The sequence below is a fragment of the Planktothricoides raciborskii GIHE-MW2 genome (genome assembly GCF_040564635.1).
In the GTDB taxonomy this organism is placed as follows: domain Bacteria; phylum Cyanobacteriota; class Cyanobacteriia; order Cyanobacteriales; family Laspinemataceae; genus Planktothricoides; species Planktothricoides raciborskii.
On the sequence record NZ_CP159837.1, the window covers coordinates 2,633,656 to 2,651,094 of the forward strand.

At 42.5% G+C, this 17,439-nt stretch carries 14 protein-coding genes; 6 read left to right on the plus strand and 8 right to left on the minus strand.

Annotated elements, in window-relative coordinates; translation table 11 throughout:
• The first annotated feature begins 136 nt into the window (after positions 1–136).
• A complete protein-coding gene (locus tag ABWT76_RS11115; RefSeq protein WP_354636104.1) occupies positions 137–1,522 on the plus strand; it encodes an ATP-binding protein in 1,386 nt (461 codons plus the stop codon).
• 260 nt (positions 1,523–1,782) lie between these two features.
• Here ABWT76_RS11115 and ABWT76_RS11120 read toward each other — a convergent pair whose 3' ends face one another.
• Positions 1,783–2,610: a photosystem II manganese-stabilizing polypeptide gene (locus ABWT76_RS11120; protein WP_054464656.1), complete on the minus strand. Its 828-nt coding sequence runs from the start codon at positions 2,608–2,610 to the stop codon at positions 1,783–1,785.
• Positions 2,611–3,434: 824 nt separating this feature from the next.
• Here ABWT76_RS11120 and ABWT76_RS11125 point away from each other — a divergent pair.
• A complete protein-coding gene (locus tag ABWT76_RS11125) occupies positions 3,435–3,800 on the plus strand; it encodes a hypothetical protein (RefSeq protein WP_054464657.1) in 366 nt (121 codons plus the stop codon).
• 255 nt (positions 3,801–4,055) lie between these two features.
• On the opposite strand, the gene ABWT76_RS11130 is transcribed toward ABWT76_RS11125, so the two are convergent.
• Positions 4,056–5,279 (minus strand): calcium-binding protein, encoded by a 1,224-nt coding sequence (locus ABWT76_RS11130; RefSeq protein WP_054464658.1) that lies wholly within the window; start codon positions 5,277–5,279, stop codon positions 4,056–4,058.
• Positions 5,280–5,576: 297 nt separating this feature from the next.
• On the minus strand, positions 5,577–5,795 hold the full coding sequence (locus ABWT76_RS11135; RefSeq protein WP_156331498.1) for a hypothetical protein: 219 nt from the start codon (positions 5,793–5,795) through the stop codon (positions 5,577–5,579).
• Between ABWT76_RS11135 and ABWT76_RS11140 the strand changes: the two genes are divergently transcribed.
• Together ABWT76_RS11140 and ABWT76_RS11145 are read left to right on the plus strand one after the other, a co-directional pair.
• Positions 5,785–6,039, plus strand: coding sequence for a hypothetical protein (locus ABWT76_RS11140; RefSeq protein ID WP_156331499.1), 255 nt, complete (start codon positions 5,785–5,787; stop codon positions 6,037–6,039). The two genes, ABWT76_RS11135 and ABWT76_RS11140, sit on opposite strands and share 11 nt — an antisense overlap.
• A gap of 342 nt (positions 6,040–6,381) precedes the next feature.
• A complete protein-coding gene (locus ABWT76_RS11145; RefSeq protein WP_156331500.1) occupies positions 6,382–7,569 on the plus strand; it encodes a hypothetical protein in 1,188 nt (395 codons plus the stop codon).
• 419 nt (positions 7,570–7,988) lie between these two features.
• On the opposite strand, the gene ABWT76_RS11150 is transcribed toward ABWT76_RS11145, so the two are convergent.
• The 3 genes from ABWT76_RS11150 to ABWT76_RS11160 form a co-directional block, all read right to left on the minus strand.
• The gene (locus tag ABWT76_RS11150; RefSeq protein WP_054464717.1) at positions 7,989–8,723 is read right to left on the minus strand and encodes a response regulator transcription factor; all 735 of its coding nucleotides are present in this window, start codon (positions 8,721–8,723) and stop codon (positions 7,989–7,991) included.
• Positions 8,724–9,034: 311 nt separating this feature from the next.
• Positions 9,035–9,676, minus strand: a complete 642-nt coding sequence (locus tag ABWT76_RS11155) for a molybdenum cofactor guanylyltransferase (protein ID WP_054464661.1) — start codon at positions 9,674–9,676, stop codon at positions 9,035–9,037.
• Positions 9,677–9,844: 168 nt separating this feature from the next.
• Positions 9,845–9,970 (minus strand): hypothetical protein, encoded by a 126-nt coding sequence (locus tag ABWT76_RS11160; protein ID WP_255353137.1) that lies wholly within the window; start codon positions 9,968–9,970, stop codon positions 9,845–9,847.
• A 15-nt stretch (positions 9,971–9,985) separates the two neighbouring features.
• Between ABWT76_RS11160 and ABWT76_RS11165 the strand changes: the two genes are divergently transcribed.
• Positions 9,986–10,822 (plus strand): sulfurtransferase, encoded by an 837-nt coding sequence (locus tag ABWT76_RS11165; protein ID WP_054464718.1) that lies wholly within the window; start codon positions 9,986–9,988, stop codon positions 10,820–10,822.
• Between the two features lie 190 nt (positions 10,823–11,012).
• Here ABWT76_RS11165 and ABWT76_RS11170 read toward each other — a convergent pair whose 3' ends face one another.
• Together ABWT76_RS11170 and ABWT76_RS11175 are read right to left on the minus strand one after the other, a co-directional pair.
• Positions 11,013–11,339 carry a hypothetical protein gene (locus tag ABWT76_RS11170; RefSeq protein ID WP_054464662.1) on the minus strand — a complete coding sequence of 109 codons (327 nt, stop codon included), beginning with the start codon at positions 11,337–11,339 and terminating at the stop codon, positions 11,013–11,015.
• Positions 11,340–11,384: 45 nt separating this feature from the next.
• Positions 11,385–11,555 (minus strand): hypothetical protein, encoded by a 171-nt coding sequence (locus tag ABWT76_RS11175; protein WP_156331501.1) that lies wholly within the window; start codon positions 11,553–11,555, stop codon positions 11,385–11,387.
• Positions 11,556–11,978: 423 nt separating this feature from the next.
• Here ABWT76_RS11175 and ABWT76_RS11180 point away from each other — a divergent pair, with 423 nt between their 5' ends.
• Positions 11,979–17,021: a PAS domain S-box protein gene (locus ABWT76_RS11180; RefSeq protein WP_354636105.1), complete on the plus strand. Its 5,043-nt coding sequence runs from the start codon at positions 11,979–11,981 to the stop codon at positions 17,019–17,021.
• The last annotated feature ends 418 nt before the right edge of the window (positions 17,022–17,439 follow it).

The following is a 17,439-nucleotide window of genomic DNA, read 5'->3' on the forward strand; positions in this document are numbered from 1 at the left end:
TTTTTTCCACAGGACTTAGGCATGACCTCGCCAAATGTCTGTCCTGAAACCCTTAAACCTGAATTCCTCAAAAAAACCCTGAATTATTTTTAAGTAGCCTGTCTATGTCAATTTGTCCCCGCATCTGAGTTTTGTTGTGGCTAAAAAATCTGAGTCTGAATTATCACCACCGATTTTAAACGAGTTAGGCGATCGCGACTTAGGGATTTCTTCCCTCCTCAGAGATTTGCCTTTATATTCGTTTCAGGTAGAAATCAATACCCTCTGTTATCAAATTACGGAGATATTTGAGAAACATCCCCTCCTACCCGGAGCGATTTTAGTCGAAAATGGGGATTTTTTTGGCATGATTTCTCGCCAAAGATTATTAGAATATTTAATCCGACCGCGAGCGATCGATCTCTTTTTAAATGCCCCGGTGCAGTTAATCTACAGTTATGCCCGCACTGACTTATTAATTTTGAGCGATACAACCTCTATTTTATCCGCAGCGCGTTTAGCCTTGCGGCGATCGCCTCAACTATTATCAGAACCCATTGTCGTCAAAATGCAATCCGGTGCCTACAACTTATTAAATATTAGTGAGTTAAATATTGCCTATTGGCAAATTCGCGGCATTGAAACGCAGTTACGGTTTGAAAACTTACAAACCCTTATGATTCAAACGGAGAAAATGGCCAGTTTAGGTCGTTTAGTAGATGGCGTTGCCCATGAAATATTAGATCCCGTAGGTTTTATTTGGGGAAATTTAACTTATGTCACCGACTATACTCAAAGTTTAATTGAGTTGATGGGGGCTTATGAGCAATTCCTGCCCAATGTACCAGAAGAAATTGCCGCCCTCCAGGAAGAAATTGAATTCAATTTTTTAAAGCAGGATTTACCCAGAGCCTTAGATAGTATCAAAAATGGCGCCGAACGTTTAAAAAATATAGCTAGTAGCTTACAAAATTTTTGCCATATGGATGAAGTTTATCCCAAACCGGCTGATTTGCACGCGGCCATTGATAGTGTGCTGTTACTACTGAAAAGTCGGTTAAGTGGAGAAGTAAAAATCGTCAAAAATTATGGTTACATACCTCCAGTTTCTTGCTATATCGGACAACTGAATCAAGTTTTTATCAATATTCTGGGTTATGCCATTGATGGACTGATTAATCAAGAGGTGAATCAGAAATTCGATCAAGAATTTAGCGAAACCGACTATTTAAACCCGGTGCAAACCTTATCCAAGTCTCAGATTTATATTACCACTACTATTATCTCTAGATCGGGGGAAATGCCGGATCGACTTGACGATCGCTGGGTGTCGATTAAAATTAAAGATAATGGAGCGGGGATGTCTTCCGAGAAGTTGGCGCAACTCTATGCTTCGTTTTCTGGCAATCATCGCCGCGTGGAAAAAGAAACCAGTTTATCCGTCTCTTATTGGATTATCACCGCCAAACATGGAGGGGAATTTCTGATGCGATCGCAGCCAGGAGAAGGCACGGAATTTGAAATTTTATTACGGGTTTATTAATTTCCTGTGGTTAATCCGTTCAAATTCGCCAATGTTTAGCCAATTTAATGACAATTGCAGGGAAGCTACAGATGCGATCGAAGGTCTCCAGGCATTTCTCGTTTTTCCATTCCGAGAAATACGCGGCCCCCATACATCCACAGCCCCCCTGCAATCTATAACAATGCCAATTGAATGGCAGTAAATTAGAAAAACATTTGATGCAGCAGGAAAGACAACCTATCTCCGGGTTTTTATCCCAGAAAGGTAGCCAAACTCAATTAAGCGTTGGGTTCAACCCGACCGTAAAACTGACCAATAATCTTCACTTTCACAGCATCTTTAGCGCCTAAGTCCGTATCAGAATCTTGTTCGCTGATAAAGATACCGGCAATTTCACCAGTGCGACCATCAACCTTGGCGATTTTCAAAGAAATTTCCCCACTACCACCCAGGGCACGCTTGATATTGCTGCGGGCAATTTCTTCTTTATCTGCGGCTGCCGGAATTGCGACTGCATTATCGTAGCCGGTAGCTTCACCGCGACCCTTGGGATCCAAAAAGGCCGAAGAGCGATAAGAAGGAACAGAGAATTTGCCTTCAAAGTCGGTAGAAGTGTTAATAGTGTCTATTCCAGGCTGGCTGGTGGCCACGAGTTTTTTAATCGTGAACAGGAAAGGAACTTCCTCACCGCCGGGAAGCACCACCGTGGTTGGCTGAAAATCGATCCCATCCTCTTCATAGAAGGTGAGGCTGCGATCTTCGTTGATGCTCAACGGGCCGCTGATTTGGGTCAGACTGGTGGTGTAGCGAGTCAACAATTTACTGGGGACAAATTCAGACTCTTGTTTGCGCTTATTCGTTTCTTCCTCAACGAAGAATTCTTTGGGCTGTAAACACAAATCGGTGAGGATATATGACTGGTTAGGATCAAGAAAAATGGAACCGCGAGCGGTTTCTGGTAACTCAGGACAATTATTGGCAAGTCCAGTATTGACAATATCTTCATAAGTCAGTTGATCCTTACTGACGGTCGGACCTTCACTACAAGCAGTTAACACACCTAAACACAGTGCTAGAAGTGCAGCAATTACAGCGCGATACCTCATGTTCAACCTCAATCTCAAAAATATAACAATCTTAACGGCACCCAGAAGGGCTTTTCAGAGAATTTTCCAGCTAAATGAACGCCCGCGAGCTATCCACAACCCTAGCGCCAGACAGAGAGCGCAGAGCCTTCCCGAATGGATGAATCATCGGCCACCTTGTAGGGACAATTGTCACCAGAAAAGATGTCCTGATTTTTCTCGGAGCAGCGATCCCAGTTGAAAAGCTGCCCGGTTGCCCAGAGTGACTTAACTTTTATCGCTTTCAAGATTCCCTACAGCATTTTACCGAAAAACCGGCAACATTCTATCTGATGGAGTATCTTGTCTATTTTGATTGTCTCAATTTACCACCGATCGTGAAAGTGATGAAATTTTAGAGACTGGGCAGTTTTCTCAAAGGCGATCGCGATTCCATTAATGCGCCGACGGCGATATACCCCGCTTAAGCTGTGTTATATTTGTTTGTGCTTTGTCTGATATATGTCACGACAATCGTAGGCATCTAGGAATCTAGGCATTTTTTTCCGGGATCAACCCGGATTGTGACGGAAAATTTTGTTGAAGCAGGGTTTTTCAGGCGATCGCAGCCTGACCTGGGGACAACGAAAATCCATCATCGGACTTTGAGGATAATGGCTCACCGAACCTAAATAGAACCTAAATATATTTGGAGAGAATATTTGTAGAAAATATTTGTAGAGATATTTTTACCAGATTTTTCTGTGACTTTACGGTTCATGTGAACTGATTGAAATTAGCTATTTAAAACTTAGTGGTAATAGCTGAATTTGACAAAAAAATCAAGCTATAGGAGGATTTATATTATGACTGATATGGAGAAACTGCACTGGGAAAAGTTTAACCATAAGTGGGATAAAGTGGCCACAAGAATCAGAAAATTAGCCAAAGAAAATGCCGGAGATATTGAAGCAATATTATCTCTTTTGCGCCTACTGGAAAATCTGCACAAAGAAATTAGAGATGGGGTTTTTCAAGAATGTTTACCAGAGAATCGTCAAGCTCTTTATAACTTATTAAGAGACATAGAGAATGCCGGTGGATGGCCATATATATATCGAGGCAGCTTACAATCTCTGCTGGCTAAATTCTCAAAAGAAGAAGCCAATGAATTATTATTGGAAGCTGGCCAAACGCCCTCTAATTTATTGGACAATAATGCGGAGAAATAGTATTTGAATTTTCTTAGAACTGGGGTGGTTTATCCTCCCGAACCTACCGATGATTATTACAGCATCATGTTCTGAAAAAATTCAGTCTAATTTTCAGTCAATTAGAGACGTTCAGATTGAACGTCTCTAATTGAAAATGCCAATGGCTAACAATCAAAGGTAAATCTTAGGTCAATATTTAGGTAAATATTATTTACCCGATTATTTCCCGGTAATTTATCCGCTAATTAAATTGGGAAAATTGGGAGATATATTCTAAACCGTCAAAGTCAAATCATAAGTTGTATCCCCTTCGACTCGTAAAACTCGGACATAGTAAACTCCCGCTGTTAAAGGATCTTCAACTCTTTCGGCAAGGGTGCCAGTGTTCTCAGAAGATTTGCGAATATCAGCCTCTTCAATTATGCCATTACCGTCGTCTTGAATTAGTTGAATATCCGCATTGGCACTTAAGTTATTCATCACCGCTCTAAAAGTGGCATCGGATTCAAGTCTAAATCGATAGATATCGGCGATATTAGAATCACTCAGAGAACCATTGTCAATGGTTAGAGTTCCGTTGAGAGTCCCCAAATCCTCAGCTTCAGTTAAATCGTTGATATCTTCTTGCTGATTAGTATTCCCGGTGTTCGTTGGGGTTTGAGTGTTATTCGTGCCACTACCACTGCTGGTCACGGGTTGACCATTAATGGTGAGAAAATCATTAACATCAATTACCCTGGAGGAAACTCCTTCGAGGATGGCAATGACTTTTCCGGTGCTTTTTAAGGAGAAAACGGTACTTTCAACCAAGCTGTTATCTCGACTAATGGTGGTGGCAGATGCCCATGTGAGATCGTCAAAACTAATATCGTTTTCATCAATCACCAGAAAATCTTCGGTATCGTCGTAGTCTGTGATTAAGGTTCGTCCCAGTGATTGCAAGACAAAGCGATCGCTCCCAGTCCCCCCGGTTAAAGTATCGTTCCCTCTGTCCCCCCAAAGAAAGTCATCACCAAATCCACCAATCAAGATGTCATCCCCTTGACCTCCGCGCAAAGTATCTGAACCATCACCCCCAAGAATTTCATCATTCCCTTGGTTGCCATTGACAAAATCATCGCCAATATCCCCATATAGGGTGTCATCTCCTTCTCCCCCGGATAGATTATCACTGCCATTGCCACCCCGGAGGATGTCATCACCATCTAGACCAAACAGAAAATCGTCTCCCGCATTCCCTTGGAGTAAATCATTCCCTAAATCACCAAACAAGGTGTCATTTCCGTCGTCCCCAAATAAGGTGTCATCGTCTCTACCCCCGTAGAGGAGATCGTTTCCTTCGCCCCCAAACAGCAAATCATTGCCTCGGTTGCCATTAAGCAGATCATCCCCTAAGAGTCCTCTGAGGGTATCATTTCCATCCAGGCCCTGAATCGTATTCGCTAGGTTCGTGCCGATAATTTCGTTAGGGTCGAGATTACCAAGAATCGTTGTCATAGATCAAAAATTTCTCCAAATATTAATAATGACTTTTAGGTGACAGACTCAACCACAATCCTCCAGATCGGGTGAGTCTCGGTGTTTCACTCATCTTCTTACTCATCCTAGACCAAGATTCACAATCATTTATTTTTTGCCAGACTGAGGCATAATCCCCATATTTAGTGTCAAATTCAGGCTGATAGAATAAATAACCTGACAAATGGAGTGCCGGGAGTCATTCCTCAGTGCGGGGGTATAATTGATAAATTATAAAACGCCACTTGAAACAGCAGTGGCGTTTTATGGTTAATCCTAATCAGACAATTCCTTCAGCAATTCCGAGTAAATCATCGCAGCCACCTTTCGCATAGTTGCACCACGAGCGGCATAAAGTGCTTTTCCGTTGAGTTTTTGCAAGGATCCATCAGGCAGTAGCAGGTAAGCACGGTTCAGCCAATACTCAAGAATTCGGTGAACGGTTGGTGTTTCAACAAACTTTTTGTTGAATTTGCCATTCTCTTTGAGTGACATTTCAAACTTGTTATTGATGTACAGCCACATTATCGATCGCGCCATTCCTGACCCTTTTGCCTTGGACTTTGAATTGACAGTAGCGCCTCTTAGAAAATATTTAGAAAATATTTATGCTTTTGTTACTCCAAGTTTAAAAGTCCATCCCGTTGGTTCACGAGGAAACAAGGAATTGCGAATGACTCCGAATCCTGAAATGATTGAGCACGCAAATGCACTGGGAATTAGATACTTTGTTAGATAATTAATTGTCAGTAAACCAGAAAATAAGGGTTTTATGGGCGGACTTATAACACCCAATGAAATTGAATCAAATCTTTCCTCTAATCGTTTATACCATAATTATTTTACTGCTTCTACTGTACCTAAAAATTCTGATAAAAGATGGCAATTTAAAATCCCTAGAAAAATAATAGGGTGTCGGGGATTTGTTTTTTTAGTTGGATGTTCTATTAATTCCGCCCCAAACCATTGGCGTCTTGGTTGTACGGTCCAGTATGCCTCTTACTCAAGTCCAGAATCCACGAAAATTTTAGACCCTGATGCAATTAATTTAATTAGGGTTGAAGAGCGAAAACAATGCATATTGAATTCATACACCCTCTGTATTTGGCCAGACTTAAATGCTCAACAAACTTGTCTAATTATTGATTTTACTCATTGGTTGATGGACGCGACAATTGAGATTTTCTGGTACAACGTAGAGTATGAGACAAATTTTTTTAGCAAGCTCCGAGAATCCTTAACCGGAATTTTCGGAGATGCAGCCTACCTTGATAACAATTTGGGTGAATACATTAACTCAAGAGTTCAAATAAGCCTTGCAGATCATGTTGTCAACGAAAATGCCCACAATCAATATTTAAAGTCTGACGACGCATCGCAAATTTACTTAAAACTTTCAGACTTTGACGTGGCGATCGCTGACTCAAACGCTTTAAGCATTGCGCTAGACCCTTATTTGCTGAAATCTCAAGCTAACTTAACGTTTGTCCCGAAAGAGACTTTCGAGCAAGAAAGGACATTTACCGATGAGGCAGTTCAGGAAGCAAAAGACATAGCTGCCGCTGACCTTGCATCTCACGTGGCGGCAAGCAATCCCCATAATATTTCCCCAGAAGCGATCAGGGCTCTCGAAGAAGGGTTTAGAAGTCATAACCACGAGGAAAGGTACGCAGCCATAGAACACTCACACGATGAAATTAATCCGCAAGGGAATTTACAGGTCAATTCTCTAACTCTTAGTCAGCCTTTGGGGATTTTAGGTGGCGGCACTGGGGCGAGTACCGCTGCCGCCGCATCGCATACTCACACGGGCGCTCAAATTTCTGGGAATATCCCTGGAAATGCTGCCAATATTACTGGGATAGCTGCGATCGCGAATGGCGGCACCGGGGCAAGTACCGTATCAGCGGCACGAACTAATTTACAAGTAGGAATAAGTGAAATTTCTGTTACTTTTAATACAGGATGGGATAATTATAGTTCATCCTGGTTTTTACAAGTTAATAAGTTTTCGAGTTTAGTTGTTATAAGAGGATTAGTAATTAGAACTTCTGGAACTAATAATACTATTTTAGTATTACCCTCAAGTTGTCGTCCCAGCAGTAATATAATGTCAATGTGTTGGGGGTATTACGATTACACTTATTATCCCTGTCGAGTAGATTTTTACCCTAATGGCAATGTAGCCTTGATATATGCCACCGGAACAATTCCCTCATTAATTACCTGGATTCAAATTAACGCTACTTTTGTCACAGCTAATCCTTAAACCAAATGGATCCTATTTTTGTTGGTTAGGGATTCCTATCCCATTAAGGTTCCTTGCAATTTGGCGGCGGCCATTTCCGCTTGGCAAAGCGCTGCCCAACAGTTTGAGCCAGAGGGCGATATGCTGGTCGGGCGGCACTAAGTTTTCACTATATGTCCTTGGGGTATCAAGAACTAGGACAGCCGGATTCTACCGTTAAAGCCACAGGACTGTAACCACCGTCTCCTTGGCGATTAACCCAGGCGATTAACCCAGGCGATTAAACGATCAAGACAGCCCGGGCAACAAAACCCTTAGCTGTCTTGATGATTAACTGTATGGGTACTGCAAAATTTTTAGCTGACTGTTGAATTTTGATTAACCCGCAGTGGTCTGTTGAATCACTATCGATCTTCCTCGCTTGGAATTCTCGGATGCCCCTATCCAACTTGTGCATTTGGAGTCGCTGGATTGCTATTGGGTAGTTCCAAACAATAGCCAGCGCCGTACACAGTCTTAATATAGCGAGGATGGCGAGGATCTTTCTCCAGCTTGGTTCTCAAATGGCGGACATGAACCCGGATGGTTTCAATATCATCATCGGGGTCGTAGCCCCACACTTCTTTGAGAATTTCACTGGGAGAGACGGTTTGACCATGCCGTTGTAAGAGGCAATGTAGCAGTTCAAACTCCAAGTGAGTCAGCTTAACGGTTTTGCTAAACCAGATAGCTTCAAATCTTTCGGGAACTAAGGTTAATGGGCCGTAACTCAGGATTTCAGCGTGTTTGGCTGCTTCTGGGATGCGATCGGTTCTTCGCAACAGTGCCCGAACCCTGGCCAACAGTTCTTCTACTTCAAAGGGTTTAGTTAAGTAGTCATCAGCACCCGCATTGAAGCCTTCCACTTTATCCTGAGTTTGACCTAAAGCCGTCAACATTAACACGGGAATATTTCCTGTACGTTCATCTCGGCGGAGACGTTGACATACAGTAAATCCATCGACCCTAGGTAGCATCAGATCGAGAACGATCAAGTCTGGCATAATCTGGAGAGCTAACGCTTGTCCCTTGATGCCATCTTCCGCTTGATCGACTTCATATCCTGCCATCTCTAGGTTGACAGCCACTAATTCTGAGATTGCCTGGTCATCGTCGATGACAAGTATCCGAGCCATGATTAAACGGTTTTCACTCTTGTGTTTGTATTGGTTCATTAAGAACCTGTTGCAGAACCTAAAGATTCCTGTACAAATTATAAGCACGAATCCTTAAATGTTTCCAAAATTCTTGTCATGGATATTGTGATGGACTGCCTTTGTGTTGCTAGGTCCTGGAGTGATTTAGGTGGAGATTTTTTCCTTGTGTCTTGTCTTGGACAGAGAAATACTTGCGATTTTAGGATGGTTGGATGATTTATGTTCGCTGCCCTCTGCCGAAGCAATCCCGAATGGCTTCGGGGCGATCGCAATTCCATTAATTCAAGAAATCATAACTTTTGCCCGATGTTGTGGCGGAAATTTTCCGCGATATCGGTCTGGTCTTTGGCCAAGTCTTCCGGTTTATTACAATTTTTTAACATAAGGCGGGCGGCTCGATCTACGGGAATTGAACTGACGGGAATTTGTTTGAGCCAACCTTGAAGCGATCGCCCCCCAGCTTGAATAAATACCTCTAAGGCTTTCTCCGCTTCTTTGCGGTAAAATCCACACATCGGTTCCCATCTTTCTGCCGACTGGGGAACCAAAGCTAAAATTTCCGGCGGTAGAGTCGATAGTTTTTGACTCCACTGGTGCAGGATACCACTGTCTAATTGGGGCATATCGCAAGCCAGCAGCAAAATCCACTCCGCCTCGATTTGAGCAAATCCTTGGGATAAGGCAATTAACGGGCCATTGCCCGGACTAGATTCTAGCAGCCATTGAACATCTCCGGTAATTGAGCCTTGATAGAGATCGGGCCTGGGAGTGAGGATATAAACCGATGACAGTAAAGGCAACTGGCGAATCGCCCCGACAACCCGTTGTAACATTGGTTGACCATCCCACAGGATTAAGGCTTTGTCTCGTCCCATGCGAGAACTCTTGCCCCCAGCGAGGACAAGGGCGACCAGAAAAGGAGTAGTTGTCATTTTTTTGTTTCAGGAACAGTACACAGAAACCCGGTTTCTGATTCCCTCAAGTTAATTGCCAGCCTAACACACCCTACACCCTCAGTTTACTATTACGATGTATTTAAACTTAATTACTATTACGATGTATTTAAAACCAATAACTAATTAGCAATTGCCGAGCGATCGCTATCCAAAAATAAAATAACCCCCAATCCGTTGCCAAGCCCCATCCGTTGCCAATCCGTTGCCAAGCCCCATCCGTTGCCAATCCGTTGCCAAGCGCTCCTGGGATAAAATAAATGTTTGAATCAACCAAAGAATCATCTAATAATGGACAATAGTTTTATTGTTTCGGCGCAATGGCTTTCGGAGCATTTGGCAGATAGTGCCAAAGAAAATATTGAACTCGCGATCGCCGACTGTCGGTTTTCTCTGGCAGATCCCAACCTGGGGGAGCAACAATACCAAGCGGGTCATATTCCCGGCGCTCATTATCTCAGCCTCGATCGCGACTTAGCCTCAGCGGTACAGCAACATGGGGGACGGCATCCTCTACCCAATCCGGATCAACTCGCAGCCAAACTATCCAGCATAGGGGTGACATCCCAAAAAACCCTGGTAGTGGCCTATGATGATTCGCGATTTGCCTTTGCCTCTCGTTTGTGGTGGCTGTTGCGCTACATGGGACATGACCGGGTGGTGGTATTAGACGGCGGCTGGAAAGGCTGGCAAGCAGGGGGCTATCCCGTCAGTCAAGCAGTTCCGACAGTGACACCGGGCAACTTTATTCCCCAGCTAAAGCCGGAAATGGTGGTGGATATCGACACCGTAAAAGCCCGCAAAGATTTACCAGAAGTCGCCTTGGTGGATTCCCGGGAGCGCGATCGCTATCTAGGCAAAGTCGAACCCATCGATCCCATTGCCGGACATATTCCTGGTGCGGTCAACTACTGCTGGCAAGATGTCACCGACCCTGAAGCCAAAGCCAAACCCGCCTCGGAACAACGGCAACGCTGGACTGAAATCGAAGCCGCCAAAGAAATCATCGTCTACTGTGGTTCTGGGGTAACGGCTTGCGTCAACCTTTTATCTTTAGAAATGGCTGGCATTGCCGACGCTAAACTCTACGTCGGTAGCTGGAGTGATTGGTGCTCTTATTTATAGTCACTTGATAGTCACTTGATAGTCACTTGATAGTCACTTGATAGTCACTTGATAGTCACTTGATAGTCACTTGATAGTCACTTGATAGTCACGACTTAAAACCCGTGGCTATCAGAAGTAAACCCGCGTAAATGCGGGTTTTTTAGCTCCCCTGCCTCCCACAAGAATACGAGAAGCCCCCCAAACCCCTCTAATTCTCCTGACTCGGATATTCACTCAGGAGACTGGCTAACAATTGGGTACTTTTATATTCACTGAGAAAAGATTGGGGAAAATTAGGAATTGCTCGGCGACACCGTTGAATAATTTGAGTAACCACCGTGCGATCGCCATTCCACTCTAACTTAGCTTTTGCGGCTAAAATATGCTTAATATCTGAAAATACTCTAACCAAACTAAAATAATCCTGACCCACCAAGACCGCAGGGTAACGTTCATCAGACCCAGGCAAACGAATATGGCAGGTTTGATACTTATTTCTAGATAATAAAATTTGGCTATTTTGAAATCTAGCCATCTCTGTATTTTTAGGAAACTGACCTGCCTCTGATAGAATTCGTGATTATGTACCCAAGGACTCAGAATAACCAGGAGAGAAATGGTTTGCTGTCACATTTTTTCCGGTTTTGTCTGATTGTTGTTTAGCTTGTTGTTCGAGTTGCTGGGCGATCCTTAATATTTCTCTCGCTTTTTGTCTGAGTTGTCGGGCTAAGTCAACGGAGTTGTCATACATCCCATTTGCGTTCCTTCTGGTTTATACCGTGAAAAAGAGGATTATTGTTAATTTTTGTAAAAAAATCAGCAATTGACTGAGAAAGTCTCAGGATAATATTGTAGGCCAAATTTTGCCAATCATCGGTTAATCGGCAAATACGGCATTCATTGGCTATTACCTAGGGTTTCCGGAGTTGAATCGATCTATTGTAGGATGAGGCGATCGCCAAAGCAATTTTTTGGCCGGACAACCACCGAGATTCAAACAACTTAACCACAAAATTTTCTGGAAATTGGTTGTTAACCAGATATTATAGATAATGAGTTCGGATTAACTCGTAGTCGCTGTTGATAGATTGCTTAAATCTACAATTTCAACTGCTGTTGAACATTTATTGAACCTTTGTTGAACCTTAAATAGTTTCTTATCGGTAAGCATATTATGGCTAATGACCAGAGCAACTATAAATATAAATCCGCGAAAAATCAGCCAAAAAAAGCGCATATGGGGAAAGAAATGGCCAACTTAGCCGCCTTAACAGCCGAATTTAATCAGCGATACGATCATCTGCCTTTTCCTTGCTTTCTCTTGGATCGATTTGGCAATATTATTGCCGTGAATTCGGCGGAAATTTATCAACTAGGCTACACGGTTGAAGAGTTAAAGCAGACGGATATTTTTTCTTTAATATATTGGCCTAACTTTTCTAAAAAAAATCAGTTAATTAATTGGCTAAATTATAATATAAAACAACATAATATACAAGATACAATAGCAAAAAATTATGAATTAAACCAGTACGTAAAGCCAGATTGCTTAGGTCAAATTTGCTCAAAAAATAACCAGTGCTTCTGGTTTAAAATAATTCCCGTTGTTATCCAGTTGGGAGACAATGAATCTGACAAAGAATCTTACAAATGTTTGATTTGCCAAGATGTGACTAACTTTCATCTAGAGCATCAATCTCATGCGATTTTTTTGGATGAATTGATGCAAATGACTCAAGATGTAATTTTATATTTGGATGCCGAAGGCAAGATTCGCCGATTTAGTCAGACATTTCTGGAATTATCCGGCTATGAAGCGAAGGATTTACAGGAAAAAAGTATCTTAACGGTCTTAGACACCGGGAATAATTTTCAGGAATTAGGGGATTGGCAATGGTATCAAAGTCTTTTTACCAAAGAGGAAACATTAGTTAATGGCACCACGGAGCATTCCACCGCTAAGTTTATTCACTCGATTATCTGTAAAAATGGCTCAAAAGTCGAGATATTTTGGACGATTCATGGTGTAAAAAATTCCGCTACAGTTCCTTGGGAGTGGATTTGGTTTGGTCAAACAGTTTTTAACTATATTCCAGAAGTATCCGCTACTCTCACCCAAGCCGATCAAAAAATATCAGTAAAACCTAGTTTAGAAAATTTCGCCGATGCGGTGGCGGTATTTGATAAAAACTACCGATATATTTATATCAACTCAGCGATGAAAGAAGCGCTAAATTTAGAGAATAAACAAGTAATCGGCAAAACCAATAAAGAGCTAAATATCCCCGAAAAATTGAAGAAGTTCTGGGAAGACAACTTAGCGGCAGTTGTGCAAACGGGGAAAACCGTTGAAGATAAATTCTTGTTTCCCCTGGAACAACCTAAGTCAGGAGAAGCTAGAAAATTACAGAAAAATAAATCACAGAAAAATAAATTTGTGCATCAATGGTATGAAGTTTGCTGGTTGCCTTTATGGGGTTCTACTAACTCAGTGGATTGGATTTTTACCATTGCTCGGAAAATTAGCCATCCGCTTGCCGATCGCCCGGTGGGGGAATTGGCGGAAAATTCCTTATCTGAATATGCTCAGAAAACCATTGAGTCACATATTCAGATATACTTTGAAAATCTCGATTGGTTAATCAGAAACGCCGAAGATGTGAATCTAGATATTTCCAAGAAAAATTTAATTATTTCTTGGGAAATTTTAAATAAAGAAATCAAAAAAGAGGTGGCTAATAAACACCGCCTAGAGAAAGCATTGCAAGAGAACCAAGAACGATTAAATTTGATAATTAATACGAATGCTGATGGATTGATGATTTTAGATAAAGTGGGTAATATATTGTTTATTAATACAGCAGGAGCGGCGATTTTTGGGCGGCCTAAAAAAGATTTAATCGGCAAATGGTTAGGGCGACCAATTATTACCCATGAAATCACGGAGTTAGAAATTTTATTGCCGAATCTGCAAGTGGCGATCGCCCAAATGCAGGTGGTAGAAATTCCCTGGACTCAGGTGGAAACTTATACTCAAAATTGTTTAATCGAACCCATGACTGGGGAGGAAAAAAGTAGCTTAAAAGTTGGCCAAGAGCAAGACAAAAGAGATAGTATTGCCTATTTAAGTTCTTTGCGAGATGTCACCGAGCAAAAACAAGCATTCGATCGCCTATTGTGGATGCAACAAGCGATTGAAAGTGCTTCGGATGCGATCGCGATCGCGAACCGAACCGGAGAAGTGGTGTATCAAAATCCTGCCTTTGGTCAGCTATTTGAATATAAAGATTGCCAGGAAATTAATCAGTTAAATCCATCGCCAGATATTGAGGTATTTACCTCAAGCAATTATCCTAAATTTTTATCAAATATTTTACGGCACAGTCCCTTAATTTCTCCCCTTTTTACTGACAAAAAGCTGGCGGAAGAAGTGCTGAAATGCGTGAGAAATGGTCAGTCTTGGCAAGGGGAAGTGACAATGCAGTCGCAGACCGGGAAAGTGATGCAGATTGCCCTGAAAGCGGATACTATTGAAAATTACCCCGGTCATATTATTGGCTTAATTTGTACTTATACGAATGTCACCGAACGCCGCAAAGCAGAAGAGATGTTGCGAATATCCTGGGCGCAAAATCAAGCGATGTTCGAGACTATTCCAGATATGTTATGTCGCATGAGTAAAGATGGAACTTATCTGGAATGTAGCGAAAATAGCGCCACGAAGTTTTATCATAATTTATCGGATTATATTGGCAAAAATTGCCAGGAAATTCTGCCTTATTTTTTAGCGAAAGAACAAATGGCAGCGATCGCTAAAGCCTTGGAAACTAAAAAAGTTCAAGTGTTTGAATATCAGCTAGTTTTGCCGGGAGAAAATGGCGAAAACAGTCTCTATGATTATGAAGCTAGAGTGGCGGCAATTGACGACCATGAAGTCTTAACAATGGTAAGGGATGTCAGCGACAAAGCGGAAGTCCAGCGATCGCTCAAAGAGTCGGAAGAACGCTATCGCACTCTCACGGAAACATCCCAAGATATGATTTTTATTTTTAATCGGGATACATCGATTAATTATGTGAATACCTTTGCCGCTCATAAATTAGGCAGCGATCCAGAAAAATTAATCGGCAAATCGGTGCAAGAAATTTTTCCCCGTCCTTTAGCGGCGGAACTTGCCAATAAAATTTACCAAGTTTTGCGATCAAAAACCCAGATTACCTTAGAAGAAAAACTGGATCTTAAATGTCAACCCATATGGCTGCATTTTTCTTTAGTTCCCCTACGCAATGAGGCGGGAATTCTCACCGCAGTTTTGGCGGTGGCTCGCAATATTACAGAACGGATCCAAGGAGAAGCCGCCCTCAAAGAAAGCCAGGAAAAATTGCGCCAAAGCGAACAACAATTGATTCGGACTTTAGCCACAGCCCCCATTGGTATTGCCACCTGCGATCTCAATGGCGACTTTAAGAGCGTGAATCCGGCGTTATGTGAGATGTTGGGCTATTTTGCTTTGGATTTAAGAAAAATGTCGTTGGGGGATCTGGTTCCCGAGTGCGATCGCTCCCGGTTTCAAACTTGGATCAACATATTCTCAGAAAGCAATCTGTCTCAGTCGCAAAAAGAATATACTTTGATTCGCAAAGATGGCAGCGAAATCATCGCCACGATTCGAGTTGCCCTAGTTAGAGATCCACAGGAGAAAGCCCTTCAGTTGGTGGCGACTATTGAAGATATTACCGAACGCAAGCGATCGCAGGAACAGTTACTCCTTTTAAGTAAAGCGGTGGAAAGTGCCTCAGATGCGATCGCGATTACGGACTGTCATGGGCGATCCACTTATCACAATCCAGCATTTATCCAATTATTTGGCTTCTCTGCTGCGGAACTAGCCACCGTCGGTGGGCTGCCCATCCTCTATCGAGATCCGGATATCGCCCTGGAAGTCTTTAGTACCATCTTCCAAGAAGGTTCTTGGCAAGGGGAAGTAGAAATGTTGAGCTATCGGGGGATTGTCCGACAAATTTTTCTCCGCACCGATGCCATTCAAGATGCTACGGGAGAAATCATCGCCTTTTTGGGGATTTACCGGGATATCACCGATCGCAAACAGGCGATTGATGCTTTAGCGGAAAGCGAGGAACGCTTCCGCACTCTGGCGGATACTGCCCCGGTCTTGATTTGGTTAGCCGACCCTTATGGCAACTATACCTTTTTTAATCAGACTTGGTTGCAGTTCACCGGACGCACCCTCGAACAAGAACAAGGTCAAGGTTGGATGAACCAGATGCATCCAGAGGATTTTGACCATTGTTTACAGGAATATCTCAGGGCGATCGAGCAGGAGGAGGCCTTTCGACTCTTGTATCGCTTGCGCCGAAGTGATGGGGAATACCGATGGCTGCTGAATACGGGAGTGGCCCGGAAAACTCCCGCTGGAAATTTGGCCGGTTATATTGGTTGCTGCATTGATATCAGCGATCGCAAAGAATTAGAAGAAAAATTAGCCGAACGAGCGAAACAGCTAGAACAGTCCAACGCGGAACTCGAACAGTTTGCTTATGTCGCCTCTCACGATTTACAGGAACCCTTGCGGACGATCGCCAGCTATACTCAACTCTTGGCCAAACGCTATGAAGGAAAATTAGACGAAAAAGCTGACAAGTATATTCATTATGTGGTTGATGGCGCTCAACGAATGCAGACTTTAATCGATGATTTGCTAAAATATTCGCGAGTCAGTACCCGGCGCCAAGAATTTCAGCCCGTCAACTGCCAAGAAATTTTTGAACAGGCGATCGCACATCTGAAAGTCGCTATTCGGCAAGCCTCGGCGGAAATATTTATCGACCCTAGCTGTCCATGTTTGCCCACAGTCTTAGGGGATGAAACCCAACTCATCCAACTATTTCAGAACTTAATCAGCAACGCCATTAAATACCGACAACCAGAAGTTAGACCCATAATTAAAATTGCGGCAAAGCCTTGGCAAAATCATTGGTTATTTGCGATCGAAGATAATGGAATTGGCATTGATCCCCAAAACAATGAGCGGATATTCTTAATTTTTCAGCGCTTACATACTCGCAATGAATATCCCGGAACTGGGATTGGTCTGGCGGTTTGTCACAAGATTGTGGAACGGCACCAAGGTCGCATTTGGGTTGAATCCCAACTCGGTCAAGGTTCCACATTTTATTTTACATTGCCTCAAATCTAGTCATTAGTCATTAAAATGATATAAATAAAGCTCCACTGATTTCCCAAGCTTAACCCAGGAAAATCTAACTTAATTTAATCTGGTTTACGCTCGGTTTTGCCATCTCTTGAACCCGATGATGGCTGATGCTGATATCCTTGAGTAATGTGATTGGCATAATATGATTGACAATTACATCAGTAGAAAAAACATGATTAATGGCAATCCACCAATCCAAAAAACTGTGGCGCCAAAGCCGCAAATTCTTAATAATATTTTAATTATTAGAGCGGCAGAAATTCCTCAAGAGTTATTTATTTGCCTGATAAATACTAAATGTCATGGTTTTTTGTCAAAAGTTAGTGGCTAGAATGAACATACCATAATGGGGTGGCGATCGCCACACTCTCCTTCATCGCTGATTAAAAGGGTCAGCCAA